General features: G+C 73.3%; 12 protein-coding genes and 1 pseudogene. 7 read left to right on the top strand and 6 right to left on the bottom strand.

Features of this window, described 5'->3' with window-relative positions:
- Positions 1-197: 197 nt before the first annotated feature.
- The gene (locus ET495_RS05775) at positions 198-899 is read right to left on the bottom strand and encodes an NUDIX hydrolase (protein ID WP_129203356.1); all 702 of its coding nucleotides are present in this window, start codon (positions 897-899) and stop codon (positions 198-200) included.
- Positions 900-984: 85 nt separating this feature from the next.
- Here ET495_RS05775 and ET495_RS05770 point away from each other — a divergent pair, with 85 nt between their 5' ends.
- The gene (locus ET495_RS05770; protein ID WP_129203354.1) at positions 985-3,165 is read left to right on the top strand and encodes a HelD family protein; all 2,181 of its coding nucleotides are present in this window, start codon (positions 985-987) and stop codon (positions 3,163-3,165) included.
- Here ET495_RS05770 and guaB1 read toward each other — a convergent pair.
- Positions 3,132-4,580, bottom strand: coding sequence for a GMP reductase (gene guaB1, locus ET495_RS05765; RefSeq protein ID WP_129203352.1), 1,449 nt, complete (start codon positions 4,578-4,580; stop codon positions 3,132-3,134). The two genes, ET495_RS05770 and guaB1, sit on opposite strands and share 34 nt — an antisense overlap.
- Before the next feature lie 240 nt (positions 4,581-4,820).
- Here guaB1 and dxs point away from each other — a divergent pair.
- The 3 genes and pseudogenes from dxs to pflA all read left to right on the top strand — a co-directional run bounded on the left by dxs (position 4,821) and on the right by pflA (position 10,296).
- Positions 4,821-6,721: pseudogene (gene dxs, locus ET495_RS05760) on the top strand (1-deoxy-D-xylulose-5-phosphate synthase).
- A gap of 273 nt (positions 6,722-6,994) precedes the next feature.
- On the top strand, positions 6,995-9,256 hold the full coding sequence (gene pflB / locus ET495_RS05755) for a formate C-acetyltransferase (protein WP_129203350.1): 2,262 nt from the start codon (positions 6,995-6,997) through the stop codon (positions 9,254-9,256).
- Positions 9,257-9,267: 11 nt separating this feature from the next.
- The gene (gene pflA / locus ET495_RS05750; RefSeq protein ID WP_129203348.1) at positions 9,268-10,296 is read left to right on the top strand and encodes a pyruvate formate-lyase-activating protein; all 1,029 of its coding nucleotides are present in this window, start codon (positions 9,268-9,270) and stop codon (positions 10,294-10,296) included.
- A gap of 111 nt (positions 10,297-10,407) precedes the next feature.
- On the opposite strand, the gene ET495_RS05745 is transcribed toward pflA, so the two are convergent.
- From ET495_RS05745 to ET495_RS05730, 4 genes are all read right to left on the bottom strand, one after another.
- The gene (locus ET495_RS05745; protein ID WP_129203346.1) at positions 10,408-12,546 is read right to left on the bottom strand and encodes a 3-hydroxyacyl-CoA dehydrogenase NAD-binding domain-containing protein; all 2,139 of its coding nucleotides are present in this window, start codon (positions 12,544-12,546) and stop codon (positions 10,408-10,410) included.
- A 5-nt stretch (positions 12,547-12,551) separates the two neighbouring features.
- A complete protein-coding gene (locus tag ET495_RS05740; protein WP_129203344.1) occupies positions 12,552-13,799 on the bottom strand; it encodes a thiolase family protein in 1,248 nt (415 codons plus the stop codon).
- 199 nt (positions 13,800-13,998) lie between these two features.
- The gene (locus ET495_RS05735; protein ID WP_129203342.1) at positions 13,999-15,237 is read right to left on the bottom strand and encodes an HRDC domain-containing protein; all 1,239 of its coding nucleotides are present in this window, start codon (positions 15,235-15,237) and stop codon (positions 13,999-14,001) included.
- 4 nt (positions 15,238-15,241) lie between these two features.
- Entirely contained in the window at positions 15,242-15,820 is a 579-nt protein-coding gene (locus ET495_RS05730) for a DUF3000 domain-containing protein (RefSeq protein ID WP_129203340.1), read from the bottom strand.
- A 239-nt stretch (positions 15,821-16,059) separates the two neighbouring features.
- Between ET495_RS05730 and gndA the strand changes: the two genes are divergently transcribed.
- The 3 genes from gndA to ET495_RS05715 are packed head-to-tail and all read left to right on the top strand — an operon-like array spanning position 16,060 to position 20,033.
- A complete protein-coding gene (gene gndA / locus ET495_RS05725; protein ID WP_129203338.1) occupies positions 16,060-17,523 on the top strand; it encodes an NADP-dependent phosphogluconate dehydrogenase in 1,464 nt (487 codons plus the stop codon).
- 3 nt (positions 17,524-17,526) lie between these two features.
- Positions 17,527-18,813, top strand: a complete 1,287-nt coding sequence (locus ET495_RS05720; RefSeq protein ID WP_129203336.1) for a carboxylate--amine ligase — start codon at positions 17,527-17,529, stop codon at positions 18,811-18,813.
- Positions 18,810-20,033 (top strand): peptidoglycan bridge formation glycyltransferase FemA/FemB family protein, encoded by a 1,224-nt coding sequence (locus ET495_RS05715; RefSeq protein WP_129203334.1) that lies wholly within the window; start codon positions 18,810-18,812, stop codon positions 20,031-20,033. Before ET495_RS05720 ends, ET495_RS05715 begins: the two co-directional genes overlap by 4 nt.
- Positions 20,034-20,039 lie beyond the last annotated feature (6 nt).

Here is a 20,039-nt window from a genome sequence, read left to right as displayed (position 1 = left end):
GGCGAGCTCGTGCGCGATCAGCGGTGCCGCGGCGGCACGGCGCGGCAGGCGTAGCACGAGGTCGGCGCCCGCGCGGACCATGACGTTGTCCCAGCCGTTCGCGGCGACGCGCAGCGGCAACCCGGCCAGGTCCGGGTGCTGTTCGCGCAGCAACGCACGGGCCAGGCCCGCGGTGACATCGAGCTCGGCCTGCACGGTCAGGGCAGGCTGAGCTCGCGCGTGCGGTCCCAGTCCTCGGACCAGCCGAGGCGAGAGAACATCGCGTCGAGGATCCCTGCCGTGAAGCCCCACACGAGCTGTTCGACGCCGTCGACGGTCACCAGCCACGCCGGACCGCGCCACGTGCTCGCACCGCGGTGCAGCACCGTCGTGTAGCGGTGGGCCGGGTCGAGCAGGTCCGCGACGGGCGCGCGGAACACCTGCGCCGACTCGCCGACGTCGACCACACCCACGGGCGACGGCGTCGCCCACCACCCGACCACGGGTGTCACCAGGTGGTTGCTGACCGGCATGGGCAGCGCCTCGAGGACGCCGAGCACCTCGACCCCGGCGGCGTCGAGTCCGGTCTCCTCGGTGGCCTCGCGCAGCGCCGCAGCGACCGAGTCCTCGCCCGGCTCGACCCGCCCGCCGGGGAACGCCACCTGCCCGGCGTGCGAGCTCAGGGTCGCGGCGCGGCGCAGCAGCAGCACGTCGAGGTCGTCGGAGACGGCCTGCGCCTGTGCGGCATGGTCGGCGGGCAGGCCGTCGAGCACGCCGAAGAGCACCAGGACCGCGGCCTCGCGCGCGGCGGCGCCGTCGAACGCCCCGCGCGCGTGCGGCCACGGCCCCGGGAACGACGGGTCGAGGGCGAGGGCGGCGAGCTGGGCTCGCGCCGCTGCGCAGCGCGCGGCACTTGTCACCCGCCGAGACTAGCGTCCGCTAACCTGACGGGCCGCGCCGGCTCCAGCGCCCTCGGCGCGCCTGGGCCACGACCGAGGAGAACCCGTGCCCGAACCGCAGGACCCGTCCGTGCGCGAGCGTGCCGCCGAGCAGCACCACGTCGACGCCCTCTACACCCGCCTGGACGCCGACGCTGCACGCCTGCGGGCCGAGGCCGCCCAGATCCTGCGCGACCCGGCCGACGACCTGCGTGAGCCACGTCTTGCGCTGCTCGGCCGGCGTGCGGCGGCGCTCGCGGCCGCCGAGCACCACCTGTGCTTCGGGCGGATCGACGCCGCGGACGGTGCCACGCCCGGCGCCGCGCACGCCGCGCTGCACATCGGGCGCACCGGCATCACCGGACCGGACGGCGAGCCGCTCCTCGTCGACTGGCGCGCCGACGCCGCCCGCCCCTTCTACGCCGCTACCCCCGCCTCGCCCGAGGGGCTGCGCCGACGGCGGCACCTGACGCTCGACGGCCGCACGGTCACCCGCGTGAGCGACGAGATCCTCGACGGCAGCGCGCCAGGGGCGGGCGACGTCGTCGGCGACGGCCCGCTGGCGGCGGCGCTCGGGGCCCGGCGCACCGGACGGATGCGTGACGTCGTCGCGACGTTGCAGGCCGAGCAGGACGCGATCGTGCGCTCGCCGCACCGAGGGGTGACGGTGGTCGAGGGCGGACCTGGCACGGGCAAGACGGTCGTCGCGCTGCACCGTGCGGCGTACGTGCTGGCGATGTTCGACTCCGCGCGCGCCGACGGCGTGCTGGTGCTCGGCCCGGGCGACCGGTTCCTCGACTACATCGGGCAGGTGCTGCCGTCGCTCGGAGAGAACGACGTCGTGCTCTCGACGCCGACGGCGTTGCTCGCCGACGCCGCGGCCCCGCCCGCCCGCGGCGGCAGGCAGAGGCCGCCGCGCCCGGCCGCGGTCGCCTCCGACCGGCAGCGACGGCGTCTGGGGGACGCCCGCTGGGCCGCGCGGCTGGCCGCCGTCGTGCGTGCCTCCCAGGCGCCCGACGGCGTCGCGCTCGCCGTCACGATCGACGGGGACCGGATCGCGCTGCGGCCCGCGGAGCTGGCCGAGGCGCGTGCCACGGCCCAGGCGTCGGGGCTCGCGCACAACAAGGCGCGGGAGGTGTTCGGTGGCCTGGTCGCCGACGCGCTCGCAGCCGAGGTCGAGGCGCGGGCTCGCGTGTTCCTGGCGCGCATGGACGAGGACATGGAGGTGCTCACCGGCGGCGCCGACATCGAGGGTGCCGTCGCCGCGGATCTCGCCCGGCTGGGGTTCGCGGCCGACGCGGGCGGGCGGTACGGGCACAGGGCGGCGGTCGCCGAGCTCGACCCGGAGGCCCTGCGGCGAGCGCTCGGGGGCGACCCGCAGGTCGAGGCGGCCGTCGACCGGGCGTGGCCGCGGCTGACGCCGGGCGGCGTCGTCGCGCAGGCGCTGACGCGGACGGCGCGCGGCGGCCCGCCCGGGGACGCGGCCGCTGCGCGGGCCGAGGACGGGCGGCGCCGGTGGACGGATGCGCACCTGCCGCTGCTCGACGAGGCGGCGGCACTGCTCGACGGCCCGCCAGAGCGCACGTTCGGCCACGTCGTGGTCGACGAGGCCCAGGAGCTGACACCGATGCAGTGGCGGGCCGTGCTGCGCCGGTGCCCCAGCCGCAGCATGACGATCGTCGGCGACCTGGCCCAGGCGGGACCGGCGACGGGCGCGGCCACGTGGGAGCAGGCGCTCGGCGCGCTGGCCACGCGCGCCCAGGTGCGCACGCTGACCGTCTGCTACCGCACGACGCAGCAGGTGCTCGCGGAGGCGGCCGGGCTCGCGGAGCGCATCGCGCCCGCCCAGCAACGCTCGCGGGCGATCCGCACCGGACCCCCGGTGCGGCGGGTCGGGCTGCCGGCGGACGACGCGCTGGTCCAGGTGGTGCGCGCCGAGGCGGTGCGCGAGGCGGCCCTCGGCGGCCTGGTCGGCGTCGTCGCCGCCGACCAGGCCGCGGGCACGCTCGCCTCAGCGCTCGGCGACGTCGCCGGAGTCCAGGTGGTGCCGGTCGCACAGGTGCGCGGGCTGGAGTTCGACGCCGCGATCGTCGTCGACCCCGACCAGATCCGCGTCGCGCGCGAGGGTGGGGAACGCGACCTGTACGTCGCGCTCACCCGCCCGACCACGCGGCTTGTCGCCGTGGGGCCGGACGCCGCGGCGACCGGAGACGGTCACCACGACGTGGGGACGGGCATGCCCTCCTGATACCCGGCGGCCGACTGGATGCCGACCACGGCTCGCTGCGCGAACTCCCCGAGAGTGCGTGCGCCCGCGTACGTGCAGGCCGAGCGCAGGCCCGAGGTGATCATGTCGAGCAGGTCCTCGACGCCGGGGCGCACCGGGTCCAGGTACATCTTCCCGGTCGAGATGCCCTCCTCGTACAGCCCCTTGCGCGCCCGGGCGAACGCCGAGCCCGAGCCGGCCGTGCGTGCGGCGACCGCGCGCGCCGAGGCCATGCCGAACGAGTCCTTGTACAGCCGTCCGGAGCCGTCGTCGTGCAGGTCGCCGGGCGACTCGTACGTACCGGCGAACCACGACCCGACCATGACCTGCGACGCGCCCGCCGCGAGCGCCAGCGCGACGTCGCGCGGGTGGCGCACGCCGCCGTCGGCCCACACGTGCTTGCCGAGCTCGCGTGCCGCGGCCGAGCACTCGAGCACCGCGGAGAACTGGGGCCGCCCGACGGCGGTCATCATGCGGGTGGTGCACATGGCGCCGGGCCCGACGCCGACCTTGAGGATGTCGGCGCCGGCGGCGACCAGGTCGCGCACACCCGCGGCGGTCACCACGTTGCCTGCGACGACGGGCACGTCGGGGGCGACCGAGCGGACGGCGTCGAGGGCCTGGAGCATGCGCGTCTGGTGGCCGTGCGCGGTGTCGACGACGAGCACGTCGACCCCGGCGGCGAGCAGGTCCTTGGTCTTGGCGGCGACGTCGCCGTTGATGCCGACGGCGGCGCCGATGCGCAGCCGCCCCTGCGCGTCGAGGGCGGGGGAGTAGACGGTCGAGCGCACGGCGCCCTGGCGTGTGAGCACGCCGACCAGGTCCCCGTCGCGCACGACGACGGCGAGGTCGGTCTTGGCGGCGTGCAGCTTCTCGTAGACGGCTTCGAGGCCGGCGGCGTCGACCTCGCTCGCCTCGAGGGTGACGACGTCGGCCGACATGACGCGTCCGACCTGTGTGAAGCGGTCGGTGCCCAGGCACTCGGCCTCGGTGACGACGCCGACCGGGCGCCCGTCCTCGACGACGACGGCGGCACCGTGCGCGCGCTTGCCCAGCAGCGTGAGCGTCGTGGAGATGGTGTCGTGCGTGCCGACGACGACGGGCGTCTCGACCACGGGGTCCTTGGTCTTGACGCCCGCGACGACGTCGGCGACGACGTCGACGGGGATGTCCTGCGGGATGATCGCGATGCCGCCGCGGCGCGCGACCGTCTCCGCCATGCGCCGCCCGGCGACGGCGGTCATGTTCGCCACGACGATCGGGATCGTCGTGCCCGTGGCGTCGCTCGTCGCGAGGTCGACGTCGAACCGGGAGCCGACGTCGGAGCGGGACGGGACGAGGAAGACGTCGCCGTAGGTGAGGTCGGTGGTGGGCTGCTGCCCGTCGAGAAAGCGCATCGGCTCCTCCTCAGGGGGCGCTCACGGCACGGGCCGGAGCGCTCGCGTGCCGACGGTGGGATGTTCCCGTCGGCACCAGCGAGCCTACGCGCGACGGAGCGCGCGTGGACGCTCCGTGCAGAAGCGGTGCGTGCCGTCTGGCGCCTTGCGGGCGTTTCGGTGACTCGCGCACGGAGGGCCTAGTCTTGATCGGTCCGTGTCCCTGACCTCTCGCTGGCGGTCCGCCGGAAGGAAGCACCTATGGGCCTGTTGGCCGCAGTCGAGTCGCCTGCCGACCTCAAACGGCTGACGCCCGCGCAGATGCCTGCGCTCGCCGCGGAGATCCGGAGGTTCCTGGTCGACAACGTCTCGCGCACCGGCGGGCACCTGGGTCCGAACCTCGGCGTGGTCGAGCTGAGCATCGCGATGCACCGCGTCTTCGACTCGCCGCGCGACACCTTCGTGTTCGACACGGGGCACCAGGCCTACGTCCACAAGCTGCTCACGGGCCGGCAGGACTTCTCGGCGCTGCGCAAGCGGGGCGGGTTGTCGGGGTACCCGTCGCGCACCGAGTCCGAGCACGACGTCGTCGAGAACTCGCACGCCTCGACGGCGCTGAGCTGGGCGGACGGCATCGCCAAGGCCAACCAGGTGCGCGGCCTGGACGACCGGCACGTGGTCGCCGTCATCGGTGACGGCGCCCTGACGGGCGGCATGGCCTGGGAGGCGCTGAACAATATCGCCGAGTCGGAGGACCGGCGCGTGGTCATCGTCGTCAACGACAACGGCCGTTCCTACTCGCCGACCATCGGCGGCCTCGCGCACCACCTCGACACGCTGCGCACCACGCGCGGCTACGAGCAGTTCCTCGGCTGGGGCAAGCGCACCCTGTTCCGTTCGGGCCCGCCCGGCCGGTTCGCCTACGACTGGCTGCACGGCCTGAAGAAGGGCCTCAAGGACGTCGTCGCCCCGCAGGGCATGTTCGAGGACCTCGGCATCAAGTACATCGGCCCCATCGACGGGCACGACGAGGCAGCGCTCGAGCGGGCCCTGCAGCTCGCGCGGGACTACGGTTCGCCCGTGATCGTGCACGCCATCACCGAGAAGGGCCGCGGTTACACCCCGGCTGAGCAGGACGTCGCCGACCGGTTCCACGCCGTCGGTCAGATCCACCCCGAGACGGGGCTGCCCGTGGCGCCGTCACGGTTCGGGTGGACGTCGGTGTTCGCCGACGAGATCGTGCACATCGGGCGGCGGCGGCCCGACGTCGTCGCGATCACGGCGGCGATGCTCGCGCCCGTGGGCCTGGCGCCGTTCGCGAAGGAGTTCCCGGAGCGCACGTTCGACGTCGGGATCGCCGAGCAGCACGCCGCGACGTCGGCTGCGGGCATGGCGTTCGGCGGGCTGCACCCGGTCGTGGCCGTGTATGCGACGTTCCTCAACCGGGCGTTCGACCAGGTGCTCATGGACGTGGCGCTGCACAAGGCGGGCGTGACGTTCGTGCTCGACCGCGCCGGCATCACGGGCGACGACGGTGCGAGCCACAACGGCATGTGGGACATGGCGATGCTGCGCATCGTGCCGGGCCTGCGCCTGGCCGCCCCGCGCGACGAGCCGACGCTGCGCGCGGCGCTGCGCACCGCCGTCGACGTCGACGACGCCCCGACCGTGGTGCGCTACCCCAAGAGCGCCCTCGTCGAGGCGATCCCAGCGGTGGCCGAGCTGGACGGCGTCGACGTGATCGCCCGGCACGCCCCGGCGGCCGAGGTGGCCGAGGTGGCCGAGGGGCGCGGCGGGTGCTCGTGGTGGGGGTGGGGTCCATGGCGGGCTGCGCGCTCGCGACGGGCGACGCGCTCGCGGCGCACGGCCTGGAGGTCACGGTCGTCTCGCCCACGTGGGTGCTGCCCGTGCCGGCCGCGCTCGTCAAGCTGGCGGGCGAGCACGACCTGGTGGTGACGATCGAGGACGGCGTGGTCGACGGCGGGATCGGCTCGATGCTCGCGCAGCGCGCGGGCGAGCAGGGCGTGCTGACCCCGCAGGTGCATCTGGGGCTGCCCGTGGAGTTCCTCGACCACCAGAGCATCGACCAGGTCACCACGGCGATGCGCCTGACGGCGGCCGACGCGACGCGCGACACGCTGGCGGCGCTGGCGCTGCTGTAGACGCAGGTGGGCGCGGTGGCGGGCGCCGATCTCGCGTGTGTGGGCGGGTTCGCCCGTGGCGCCACGCCGAGCGGCGTTCCACGTACCACCCCGTGGCGCGCCGGGCGTGCCAGTTTTCCGGACTGACCTGCGAAGACGCTGTGGTCAGACCACACTGTGAGCAAGGCGACAGCCTGGAGGACCGGTTTCGTGTGGTTGTGGTCTGTCCACGGGCGTAACGTCAGACGTGGAGACAGGGGAGGACGATCCCTCCCCGAAGGAGAGAGGGCCAGAATGACGACGACAGCGTCCGCCGCCGACACGATCACCACCGCCTGGGCAGGCTTCACCAACGGCCCTTGGCAGGACAAGATCGACGTCCGCGACTTCATCCAGAAGAACTACACGCCGTACGAGGGTGACGACGCCTTCCTTGCCGGCCCGACCGCCCGCACGACCAAGGTGTGGGAGACGCTCGCGGCGATGTTCCCCGCCGAGCGTGAGAAGGGCGTCTACGACGTCGACAACAAGATCCCCGCCGGGATCACCGCCCACGCCCCGGGCTACATCTCGAAGGACGACGAGGTCATCGTCGGCCTCCAGACCGACGCCCCCCTCAAGCGCGCGATGATGCCGTTCGGTGGCTGGCGCATGGTCGAGACGTCGCTCAAGACCTACGGCTACGACGTCGACCCCACGCTCAACGAGATCTTCACCAAGTACCGCAAGACGCACAACCAGGGCGTCTTCGACGCGTACTCGCCGGCCGTCCGCGCAGCGCGCTCGTCGCACGTCATCACCGGCCTGCCCGACGCCTACGGCCGCGGCCGCATCATCGGCGACTACCGCCGCGTGGCGCTCTACGGCGTCGACCAGCTCGTCGCCGCCAAGAAGATCGACAAGCTGAGCCTGGACACCGAGGTCTTCTCGGAGAAGGTCGTGCGCGAGCGCGAGGAGCACGCCGAGCAGATCCGTGCCCTCGGCGAGCTCAAGGAGATGGCCGCCTCGTACGGCTACGACATCTCCGGCCCGGCCACCACGGCCCAGGAGGCCGTCCAGTGGCTGTACTTCGGCTACCTGGCCGCGGTCAAGGAGCAGAACGGCGCCGCCATGTCGCTCGGCCGCGTCTCGACGTTCCTCGACATCTACTTCGAGCGTGACATCGCCGCCGGCCTCCTCACCGAGGAGCAGGCGCAGGAGATCATGGACGACTTCGTGATCAAGCTGCGGATCGTGCGCTTCCTGCGCACCCCGGAGTACGACGCGCTGTTCTCCGGCGACCCGACCTGGGTCACCGAGTCGATCGCCGGCATGGGCCAGGACGGCCGCCCGCTGGTCACCAAGAACTCGTTCCGCATGCTCCAGACGCTCTACAACCTGGGCCCGGCCCCCGAGCCCAACATGACCGTGCTGTGGAGCGCGGCGCTGCCCCAGGGCTTCAAGGACTTCTGCGCCAAGGTCTCGATCGACACCTCGGCCGTGCAGTACGAGTCCGACGACACCATCCGCAACCACTGGGGCGACGACGCCGCCATCGCGTGCTGCGTCTCGCCGATGGCCGTCGGCAAGCAGATGCAGTTCTTCGGCGCTCGCGTCAACCTCGCCAAGACGCTGCTGTACGCGATCAACGGCGGCAAGGACGAGGTCACCGGCAAGCAGGTCTCGCCGGCCGTGGCGCCCGTCGAGCCCGGCGTCGCCCTCGACTACGACGACGTTCGCGCCCGCTTCGAGAAGACGATGGACTGGCTGGCCGCCACCTACGTCGAGGCGCTCAACGTCATCCACTATATGCACGACAAGTACGCGTACGAGCGCATCGAGATGGCGCTGCACGACAAGGAGGTGCTGCGGACCATGGCCTGCGGCATCGCCGGCCTCGCCGTGGCGACCGACTCGCTGTCGGCCATCAAGTACGCCAAGGTCACGCCCGTCTTCGACGAGCGCGGCATCGTGGTCGACTACGAGACCGTGGGCGAGTTCCCGACCTACGGCAACGACGACGACCGTGCCGACGCGATCGCGGTCGAGCTCGTCGAGTCGTTCATGGCCAAGATCCGCTCGCACAAGATGTACCGCGACGCGCTGCCGACCCAGTCGGTGCTGACGATCACGTCGAACGTCGTCTACGGCAAGGCCACGGGCAACACGCCCGACGGTCGCCGCGCCGGCGAGCCGTTCTCCCCGGGCGCCAACCCGATGAACGGCCGCGACACCCACGGCATGCTCGCCTCCGCCCTGTCGGTCGCGAAGCTCCCGTACGACGAGGCGCAGGACGGCATCTCGCTGACCAACACGGTCGTGCCGACCGGTCTGGGCCGCACCAAGGAGGAGCAGATCGCCAACCTGGCCGGCCTGCTCGACGCCTCGGTCGGCGCCGACGGTTACCACATGAACGTCAACGTGCTGGTCAAGGAGACACTCGAGGACGCCATGGAGCACCCCGAGAACTACCCGCAGCTGACGATCCGCGTCTCCGGCTACGCCGTGAACTTCGTCCGCCTCACGCGCGAGCAGCAGCTCGACGTGCTGAGCCGGACCTTCCACGGCGCCGTGTGAGCCTGAGCCCCATGCCCACCGACAGCACCACGCCCGGCACCGCCACCCCACCCCTCGGTGGCGGCGCCGGGCGCGGCGCGCTCCTCGGCGCCCCTGCCGTGATCGGCGTGCCCGAGGCCGGCCAGGCGTCCGAGCTCTTCGGGGACTCCATCCCCGTCGACCTCGACGTTCCCGTCGCCCCGCGGCGCCGCACCGGGGCAGGGCTGTCCGGCCTGACCGTCGCGGACGACCTCGAACGCAGCGAGAAGCTCGCGATGATGCGCTCGGGCGAGCTCGGCTCGGTGCACTCCTGGGAGCTGGTCACCGCGGTCGACGGGCCCGGCACGCGCCTGACCGTCTTCCTCAACGGCTGCCCGCTGCGGTGCCTGTACTGCCACAACCCCGACACGCTCAACATGCGCGACGGCGAACCGGTCAGCGCGCGGGAGCTGCTCGCGCGCGTCAAGCGGTACGTGCCGGTCTTCCGTGCCACCAAGGGCGGGATCACGCTCTCGGGTGGCGAGGTGCTCCAGCAGCCGGCGTTCGCGGGACGCATCCTGCGCGGCGCCAAGGAGCTCGGCGTGCACACGGCCGTGGACACCTCGGGGTTCCTGGGTGCCGCGATGACCGACGAGATGCTGGCCGACACCGACCTGGTGCTGCTGGACGTCAAGTCGGGCGACCCCGAGACCTACCTCGCGGTCACCAAGCGCGCGCTGCAGCCGACGCTCGACTTCGGCCGCCGCCTGGCGGCGTCGGGGCTGCCGGGCGGTGTCACGTCCGCCAGGCCCGTCGAGGTGTGGGTGCGGTTCGTGCTCGTGCCGGGCCTGACCGACGACGAGCGCAACGTGGACCTCGTGGCCGCGTACACCGCGGAGCTCAACGAGATCCGCCCGGGCACGGTCACCCGGGTCGAGGTGCTGCCCTTCCACCAGATGGGCCGCGACAAGTGGTCGGCCCTGGGCCGCGACTATGCCCTCGGCGACACCGAGCCGCCGAGCGTCGAGCTCACCGAGCGGGTGCGTCAGCAGTTCCGCTCGCGGGGGCTCGCCACCTTCTGAGGCGTCCGCGCCTCTGTCTCCACAGACGCGGCCGGCGGCTTTCGAGCCGCCGGCCGCGTCGTCGTTCCGCGCCGTCGTCGTACCGGTCAGTCGTCGTACCGGTCAGTCGCCTCAGGCCGCCGGGACGCTCGCCACGCCCGGGGGCAGCAGGCGGTGCCCGAGCACACGTTCGCTGTCGCCGGTGCGGTCGAGGTACGGCGTGATCCCGCCGGTGTGGAAGCCCCATCCGGCGCCGAGGATCATGCACAGGTCGATCTGGGGCGGACCGGCGACGACGCCCTCGTCGAGCATGATCCCGATCTCCGTCGCCAACGCGGTCCGCACGGCGTCGAGCACGCCGTCGGCGTCGAGCACGGGCGTGCCCTGGCGCCCGGTCTCGCCGGGCGTGAGCGCGGGGCCGAACGCCGACTGGATGGCGGGGTCGACGGGCTTGGGGCGGCCGGGCGCGGGGGCGTCGAGCACGACGCGCGTGCCGTCCGCCACGAGCTTCTCGAGTCCGGGGGAGGCGGGGAACCGCTCGCCGAGGTCCTCGCGCAGCGAGGTCAGCACGTGCAGTCCGACGGCGGGCCCGACGAGGTCGAACAGCTCGAACGTCGGCATCGGGAAGCCCAGCGGGGCGAGCGCGGTGTCGGCGACCTCGACGGGCGTGCCGTTCTCGATGGCCTCGACGACCTTGCCCATGACGAGTACGAGCAGGCGGTTGACGACGAAACCGGGCCGGTCCTTGACCAGCACCGCCGTCTTGCGGAGCTTGCCGGTGATCGCGAACGCCGTGGCCAGCGCCTCGGGCGAGGTGCGTTCGGCCTGGACCACCTCGACGAGCGGCATCTGCGCGACCGGGTTGAAGAAGTGGACGCCGACGACCCGCTCCGGGTGCCTGAGGTCGGCGGCCATCGCCGTGACCGAGAGCGCGGACGTGTTGGTCGCGAGGATCGTCTCGGGCGTCACGATGTCCTCGAGCTCGGCGAAGACGCGCTTCTTGAGCGAGAGGACCTCGGTGACGGCCTCGACGACGACGTCGCACGCCGCGAACTCCTGGATGTCGGTGGTGCCGTGGACCGAGGCGACGATGCGTGCGGCGGCGTCGGAGCCCATCCGCCCGCGCGCGACCAGCTTCTCGACGGTCGAGCGCACGAAGCCCAGGCCCTTCTCGACGCGCTCGGCGTCCAGGTCGCGCATGACGACGGGCACGCCGAGCCGCTGTGCGACCAGCAGGGCGATCTGCGCGGCCATGAGCCCGGCGCCCACGATGCCCACGCGCGTCACGGGCCGCGCGAGCGCCTTGTCGGGCGCTCCGGCAGGCTTCTTACCGCCTGAGACCAGCGAGAACGCGTAGACGCTCGCGCGCATCTCGTCGCTCATGACGAGGTCGGCCAGCGCCTCGTCCTCGGCGGCGAACGCCTCGGCGCGCGTGGCGGTCCGTGCGGCGGCGAGCAGGTCGAGCGCCCGGTAGGGCGCCGGCCGGGTCCCGTGGACGACGGCGTCGAGCTGGTCCCGGGCCGCGGCGACGACGGCGTCCCACACCGGTTGCGGGTCGGTCGGGCGCCGCTCGACGACGACGTCGCCGCGCACGACGCGCGCGGCCCAGGCGATCGACTGCTCGAGGAAGTCCGCGGCGTCGAACAGCGCGTCGACGAGCCCGATAGCGAGCGCCTCGGCGGGCTTGAACGGCTTGCTCTGCGCGGGCCGGGTCAGGACGACGTCGACGGCCTTCTCGATGCCGACCAGGTGGGGCACCAGGTAGGCGCCGCCCCAGCCGGGCACCAGGCCCAGCCCGGTCTCGGGCAGGCCGAGGGCGGGCGCGTCGGCCGCGACGGTGCGGTAGTCGCAGTTGAGGGCGACCTCGAGCCCGCCGCCCAGGGCGAGCCCGTTGACGAACGCGAACGTCGGCACGGGGGCGTCGTGCAGCAGCTCGTAGGCGGCATGGCCCATGCGGCCGAGTTCGAGCGCCTGCTCGCGTGAGGTCACCGCGCCGATGCCCAGCAGGTCGGCCCCGGCGGCGAGGAAGTAGGGCTTGCCCGTGACGGCGATGGCGGCGATCTCGCCGCGGTCGGCACGGGCGCGCAGCTCGGTGAGCCGCTCGGCGAGCTCGGCCATGCCGAGCGGCCCGAGCGTGCTGGGCTTGGTGTGGTCCAGCCCGTTGTCGAGCGTGACGAGCGCGAGCGTGCCGGCACCGCCGGGGAGCGCGACGTCGCGGACGAGCGCGTGGGTGACGCGTTCGGGGCGGACCTGAGGGGTGGTGTCCGACATCGGTGTCAGGCCTCCTGAGTCGCAGCGGTCGTGTGCCCGCTGTAGTCGGCGTGGTGCGGGTTCTCCCAGATGACCGTGCCGCCTTGGCCCAGGCCCACGCACATGGTGGTCAGGCCGTAGCGGACGTGCGGGTTGCGCTCGAACTGGTGGGCGAGCTGCGCCATGAGGCGCACGCCCGAGGAGGCGAGCGGGTGGCCCATGGCGATCGCGCCGCCGTAGGCGTTGACGCGCTCGTCGTCGTCGGCGAGGCCGAAGTGGTCGAGGAAGGCGAGCACCTGTACGGCGAACGCCTCGTTGATCTCGAACAGCCCGATGTCGTCGAGCGTGAGCCCGGCGCGGGCGAGCGCCTTCTCGGTCGACGGGACGGGGCCGAGCCCCATGACGGCCGGGTCGACGCCCGCGAACGCGGAGGCGACCAGGCGCATCCGCACGGGCAGCCCGAGCTCGTCGGCGACGTCGCCGGCCGCGAGGAGCGAGGCCGTCGCACCGTCGGTGAGCGGTGAGGCGTTGCCCGCGGTGACCCGGCCGCCGGGGCGGAACGGCGTCTTGAGGTCGCGGATGGCCTCGACGGTCGTGCCGGGGCGGGGGAGCTCGTCGGCGGTCGCGAGTCCCCACCCGAGCGTGCCCGAGCGGACGGCGACCGGCACGATCTCCGGCCCGACGTCGCCGTTGGCGACGGCCTTGGCGTAGCGGGCCTGGCTCTGGACGGCGTAGGCGTCGGCCCGCTCCTTGGTCAGGTGCGGCATCCGGTCGTGGATGTTCTCGGCCGTGACGCCCATGTTGAGGGCCTCGGCGTCCACGAGGCGCTCGGCGACGAACCGCGGGTTGGGGTCGGCGTCGAACCCCATCGGGTGGTGGCCCATGTGCTCGACGCCGCCGGCGACGACGACGTCCTGCTGGCCTGCGGCGATGCCGGCCGCCGTCGTCGTCACCGCCGTCATGCCGCCCGCGCACATGCGGTCGACGGCGTAGCCGGGCACGCTCTGCGGCAGCCCGGCGAGCACGGCGACGGTGCGCCCCAGGGTGATCCCTTGGTCGCCCTGCTGGGTGGTGGCGGCGATGGCGACCTCGTCGACGCGCTCGGGAGGCAGCTCGGGGTGGCGGCGCAGCAGCTCGCGCACTGCCTTGACGACGAGGTCGTCGGCGCGTGTCTCGGCGTAGAGCCCGTCGGGGCGGGCCTTGCCGAAGGGGGTGCGAACCCCGTCGACGAAGACGACGTCGCGAAGCTGCGGGCGCCGGGCGGTGGTGGTCATGTCAGCTCCATCTGCGGCGGATGGTCGGGACGACGGCGTCATCGGCGACGCCGCCACGAGCCCCGATCGTGTGACTCGGGACACATGAATGCACGCTACCGCGAGTACGGGCAATCTCCTAGCCCCTGGTGATACCCAGTCTCATACCACGGGGCACGAGTGCCGCCCCAGGGCCGTTCGGTCCTGCGCGAGGCCCGGATCAGGCCAGGTCGGCGAACGCGTGCGCCAGACCCGGGGCGAGCAGCCCGACCTGCCACTCGCGGGCACCGCGCCCGCGCAGGAACTGCGCGACGGCGTCGCTCGTGGCGGGACGCGGCGGGGTCCAGCACAGGCGGCGCAGGGCGTCCGGCTGCAGGACGTTCTCGACGGGAACGGTGTGCTCGGCCGCGACGCGCGCGACCAGGTCGCGCGCCGCCGCCAGCCGGCGGGCCGCGTCCGGGTTGCGGTCGGCCCACAGGCGCGCCTGAGGCGGCGCGTCGGTGCTGGGCCCGCGCAGGCTCGGCAGGTCGGACTCGGGCAGCGCCATCGCCTGGTCGATCGCCCGCTGCCACGAGGCGGCGCGGCGCCGCTGGCCCTTCCCGGCGAACTCGCCGACCTGGACGAGCTGACCGGCGGTGCGCGGCATCGCCTGGGCGGCCGCGATGATCGCGCGGTCCGGCAGCACCCGGCCGGGGGCGATGTCACGAGCCCGCGCGGAGGCGTCGCGCGCGTGCCACAGGGCGCGCACGATCGCCAGGCGCCGCCGGTCGCGCAGCGTGTGCGTGCCCGACACGCGCCGCCACGGGTCCTGCCGCGGCGGCGCCGGCGAGGCGGTACGCACCGCCTCGAACTCCTGCGTCGCCCACTCCGACTTGCCGGCCTCCTCGAGCCGGAGCGCGAGCACGTCGCGCAGGTCGACGAGCACCTCGACGTCGAGCGCGGCGTACCGCAGCCAGTCGGCGGGGAGCGGGCGTGTGGACCAGTCGACCGCCGAGTGCTCCTTGGCCAGGCCCAGGCCGAGCAACTCGGCGACGACCGCGGCGAGCCCCACCCGTTCCATGCCCAGCAGGCGCGCGGCCAGCTCGGTGTCGAACACGCGCGCGGGCCGCAGGCCGTGCTCGGCCAGGCCGGGCAGGTCCTGCGACGCGGCGTGCAGCACCCACTCGGCGTCACCGACGGCGTCCCCGAGCGTCGCCAGGTCGGGCAGCGCGACCGGGTCGATGAGCGCGGTGCCCGCGCCCGCACGGCGCAGCTGCACGAGATAGGTCGCCTGCCCGTACCGGTACCCCGAGGCGCGCTCGGCGTCCGCGGCCACGGGGCCGGTGCCCCCGCCGAACGCCGCGACGGTCCTGGCGAGGCCGGCGGCCGTCGCGACGACCTCGCCGACGCCGTCGGCCGGGTCGGTCAGCGGGACGACGGTCCGGTCGGCGGGGTCGGTCTGCTCGGGCGGTGCGGTCACGGGCCTACCGTAAGCCGGTTCGCCACGGTCCCAGCGCTGTGACACCTTCGGGCAGCGGCGGCAGCCCGCCGGCCGTGGCCATGAGATCGGCCCACAGGTGCAGGTGCGCCCCCAGCGCGGTGTCCGTCGGGGTCCACGAGGCCCGCAGCTCGAGGTCGACGGCGTCGGGCGTTCCCGCGAGCGCCCCGAAGCTGCTGGACAGCACGCGCGTGACCGTCCCGCCGATCGCGACGACGTCGACGTCGGCGGCTTCGACGGCCTCGGTCACCCAGCTCCACGCGACCTCGGCCAGCAGCGGGTCGGCCGCCATCTCGGGCTCGAGCGTCGCGCGCACCAGGGTGACGACACGGAAGTCTCCGCGCCACGTCTCCTGCCCCGCGGGGTCGTGCAGGAGGACGAAGCGACCCGTGGCGAGCTCGAGGCCGTTCACGGTGACGTCGCCCTCGAGCGCGGCCGTCCACGGCGCGACGCGTCCGGGGCCGGGCACCTCGTGCAGGTGCACCTCGGGGCGTAGCCGGGGCCGGCGCAGAGACGTCAGCGCGGCGGCGAACCGGGCGGGAATCTCCCGTTGTTCGGGGGTCACGAGCACACGCTAGGCCCCGGTGCCGCCGTCGGCGGACACCGCGCCGAACGCGTCGCGCGGTCGATCCCGGATCGTGACCTCGCTCGTGCGTGGGCGCGCACGACTAGGCTGTTTCCGGTCGTGCGCGCCTGGGGCGCGGCGCCTGCACCGCCGGTGGCGAACCACGAACGGTGATCCACAGACGATGATCCACAGACGATGAACCACAGACGACGAACCAGCATGAGGAGCACAGACGGATGAGCGAGACCACGGGGCCCGGCGTCGGCAGCGGCACCGCAGACATCGGTGTGACGGGCCTGGCGGTCATGGGCCGCAACCTGGCCCGCAACTTCGCCCGGCACGGCTACACGGTCGCGGTGCACAACCGCTCCGTCGCCAAGACGCGCTCGCTCGTCGAGGAGGCCGGTCACGAGGGCACGTTCGTCGCCTCCGAGTCGATGGCCGACTTCGTCGCGTCGCTCGCCCGCCCCCGCAAGGTCGTCGTCATGGTCAAGGCGGGCGGACCGACGGACGCCGTGATCGAGGAGCTCGTCCCGCTGCTGGAGCAGGGCGACATCGTCATCGACGCCGGCAACGCGCACTTCCCCGACACGATCCGCCGGGAGAAGGCGCTGCGCGCCCACGGCCTGCACTTCGTGGGCACCGGCGTGTCGGGCGGCGAGGAGGGCGCGCTCAACGGCCCGTCGATCATGCCGGGCGGCACGCGCGAGTCGTACACGTGGCTGGGCCCGATCCTCGAGGACATCGCGGCGAAGGTCGACGGCGTGCCGTGCTGCACCTACGTCGGGCCCGACGGCGCCGGTCACTTCGTCAAGATGGTGCACAACGGCATCGAGTACGCCGACATGCAGCTCATCGCCGAGGCGTACGACCTGCTGCGCCAGGGCCTGGGCGCCTCGGCACAGGAGATCGGCGAGATCTTCGCGCGGTGGAACACCGGTGACCTCGAGTCGTTCCTCATCGAGATCACCGCGGACGTGCTCGGGCATGTCGACGCGAAGACGGGCCAGGCGTTCGTCGACGTCGTCCTGGACCAGGCCGAGCAGAAGGGCACCGGCCGGTGGACGGTGCAGAACGGGCTCGACCTGGGCGTGCCGATCACCGGGATCGCGGAGGCGACGTTCGCCCGCGCCCTGTCGGGCGGGGTGCCGCAGCGCGAGGCCGCGCGGTCCGCGCTGCCCGCCGACGCCGAGCCGTGGTCGGTCCCCGACCGGGAGGCATTCGTCGAGGACGTGCGCCTGGCGCTGTACGCGTCGAAGGTCGTGGCCTACTCGCAGGGCTTCGACCAGATCGCGGCGGCGTCGGCCGAGAACGGCTGGGACATCGACCGGGGTGCGATGGCCCGCATCTGGCGTGGCGGCTGCATCATTCGCGCGCGGTTCCTCAACCGCATCACCGAGGCGTACGAGCGCGACCCGCAGCTGCCGCTGCTGCTGGCCGACCCGTACTTCACGGACGCCGTCGCCGGCGGTCTGGCCGCCTGGCGGCGCGTGGTGGCAGCCGCCGCGACCCACGGCGTGCCCACCCCGGCGTTCTCCTCGTCGCTCGCCTACTACGACGGCGTGCGCGCGCAGCGCCTGCCCGCCGCGCTGATCCAGGCGCAGCGCGACTTCTTCGGCGCGCACACCTACCGCCGCGTCGACCGGGACGGCACCTTCCACACCGAGTGGTCGGGCGACCGCACCGAGTCGGAGGCCTGAGGCGTGCCCACCTCACCCCTGGCCGTCCGGCCCGTCATCGTCGGGCCGGACATCGGCGTCTACGCGCTCGCCCGCGCCTTCCACGAGCGCTACGGCGCGCGGTCCACCGTCGTCGCGCTCGCCGAGCCCGGCCCGATCGCCAGCTCGGCGATCATCGACCTGGTGATCTGCCAGAGCCTGGCGTCCGACGACGTCATCGAGACGCTGGTGAGCGTCGCCGCCGCGCACACCGGTCCGGAGCAGCTCATCGCGCTGACGAACATGGACTCGGTCGTCAACGTGCTCGCCCACCGGCGGACCGAGCTCGAGGCGGCCGGCTACCTGGTCCCGCTCGCCTCGGGCGAGCTCGTCGACCGGCTCGGCGACAAGGCCGAGTTCATCCAGATCTGCGACAGCCTCGGCATCGCGACCCCGGCCACCGTCGTGCAGGACTTCGCGGAGGCGGACTCGCCGGGCTGGACGCCGCTGCCGGTCCACTTCCCGTTCCCCGTGATCGCCAAGCCCGCGTCGAGCGCCGACTACTACGGGGTCGTCTTCCCGGGCAAGGCGAAGATCTACGAGCTCACCGAGCAGTCACAGCTCGACTCGCTCTACGAGTCGTTGCGGGCCGCGGGGTTCCGGGGCCGGTTCCTGGTGCAGGACACGGTGCCGGGTGACGACACGGAGATGCGCTCGGTGACGACCTATACGGACGGGGCCGGCCGCGTGACGTTGCGGGCCGCGGCTCGCGTGCTGCTCGAGGAGCACACGCCGATCACGCGCGGCAACCCGACGGCGATGATCGTCGAGGACATTCCCGACCTGGTCGACGCGGCCGTGCGGATCAACGAGGCGACGGGCTGGCGCGGTTTCGCGAACTTCGACGTCAAGCGTGACCCGCGCGACGGCGTGTTCCGGTTCTTCGAGCAGAACCCACGGATAGGCCGGAACAACTACTACGTCACGGCCGGCGGCGCCAACGTCGCCGAGGTGCTCGTCGACGACGTCGTGCGGGGACTGTCGCGCGAGCCGGTCACGGCACGCACCGAGGTGCTCTACGCGACGGTTCCCCACCTTCTCCTGCGCAGGTACCTGCTGGACCCGGCGCTCCGGGCCCGCGCCGTCGCGCTCATGCGGTCCGGCCGCACGGTGCACCCGCTGCGCTACGCGCGCGACTTCGGCCTCAAGCGGCGCGTCTACGCGCTCGCCCAGGCCGTCAACTACTGGCGCAAGTACCGCAGGTACCTGCCGATGGACGAGCTGCGACGCCTGCACGAGCAGAGCGCGAGCCGCCCGAGGGCGGCCCGATGACGCTCCGGCTGGCGGAGCTGAGCGAGGACCGGTTTGCCGCGTTCGTCGGCGCCGCCGCGCACGCGAGCTTCTTGCAGGCGGCCCCGATGGCCGCGGTGCTGCGCCACGGAGGCTGGACGGTGCGGCACGTGGCCGTGCTGCGCGGCGACGACGTCGTGCTGGCCTCACGCGTGGTGTCCAAGCCGATGCTGGGCGGCACGCACGCCGAGGTCCAGTACGGTCCCGTCGGGGGTCCGGACGCCGAGGCCGCGGCGTTCTTCTTCGATGCCATGCGCGAGTACGCCAAGCGGATCGGGGCCCTCGAGCTCGTGGTGCTCCCCGACGCCGACTACCGCGAGCACGAGGCCGACGGCACGCCCCGCACCGAACCGGACACCTCCCTGGTCCGGGCGCTGACGGCGCTCGGGTACGCGCACGGCGGCGTGGCCGCCGGATACGAGGGCGGCGAGCCCGGCTGGCACTTCGTCAAGGACCTCTCCGGCCTCACGGACACCGCCGCCCTGCGCCGGTCGTACGGCAAGGACGGCCTGTACGCGGTCAAGCGCGCGCAGGCGTTCGGGGTGCGCGTACGGCGTCTGACCCGCGACGAGCTCGGCACGTTCAAACGCATCACGGCGATGACCAGCGCGCGCCGCGGCTACGACGACCACACGCTGGGCTACTACGAGGCGTTCTTCGACGCGTTCGGCCGCCAGGCGCAGTTCCTGCTCGCCGAGGTCGACCTCGAGGCGTACGCATCCGGACTGCACCGTCAGATCGCCGACCTGGAAGCGCGGATCGCCGCTTCTGCCTCGCCCAAGAAGCAAGGCCAGCGCGACGAGTGGGCGGCACAGATCGCCACCCACCGCGCGCGCCTCGCCGAGTCCGCGCGGATCGCGGCCGAGCGCGGCAGCGGGCCGCTCCCGCTCGCGGCGTCGCTGTTCGTCGACAGCGCCGACGAGCTGGTGTACCTGTTCAGCGGGTCCGACGACACGCTGTCGCAGTTCTACGGGCCGTACGCGATCCAGGACCACGTGCTCGGCGACGCGGTGGCGCGCGGCGTCGGCCGCTACAACATGCTCGGCATCGACGGCGTGTTCGACGGCTCGGACGGCGTCCTGAGGTTCAAGCAGCACTTCTCGGGTCATGTGGTGCGCAAGGTCGGCCGGTTCACGTACTACCCGAGCAAGGCGAAGCACCGGCTGATCCAGGTCACCAAGCGCGCCCTGGGCCGCGGATGAGGAGTT

This window comes from Xylanimonas allomyrinae (assembly GCF_004135345.1).
Lineage (GTDB): Bacteria > Actinomycetota > Actinomycetes > Actinomycetales > Cellulomonadaceae > Xylanimonas > Xylanimonas allomyrinae.
Note: the sequence above shows the minus strand (reverse complement) of the source record. Positions and strands in the feature narration are given on the sequence as shown.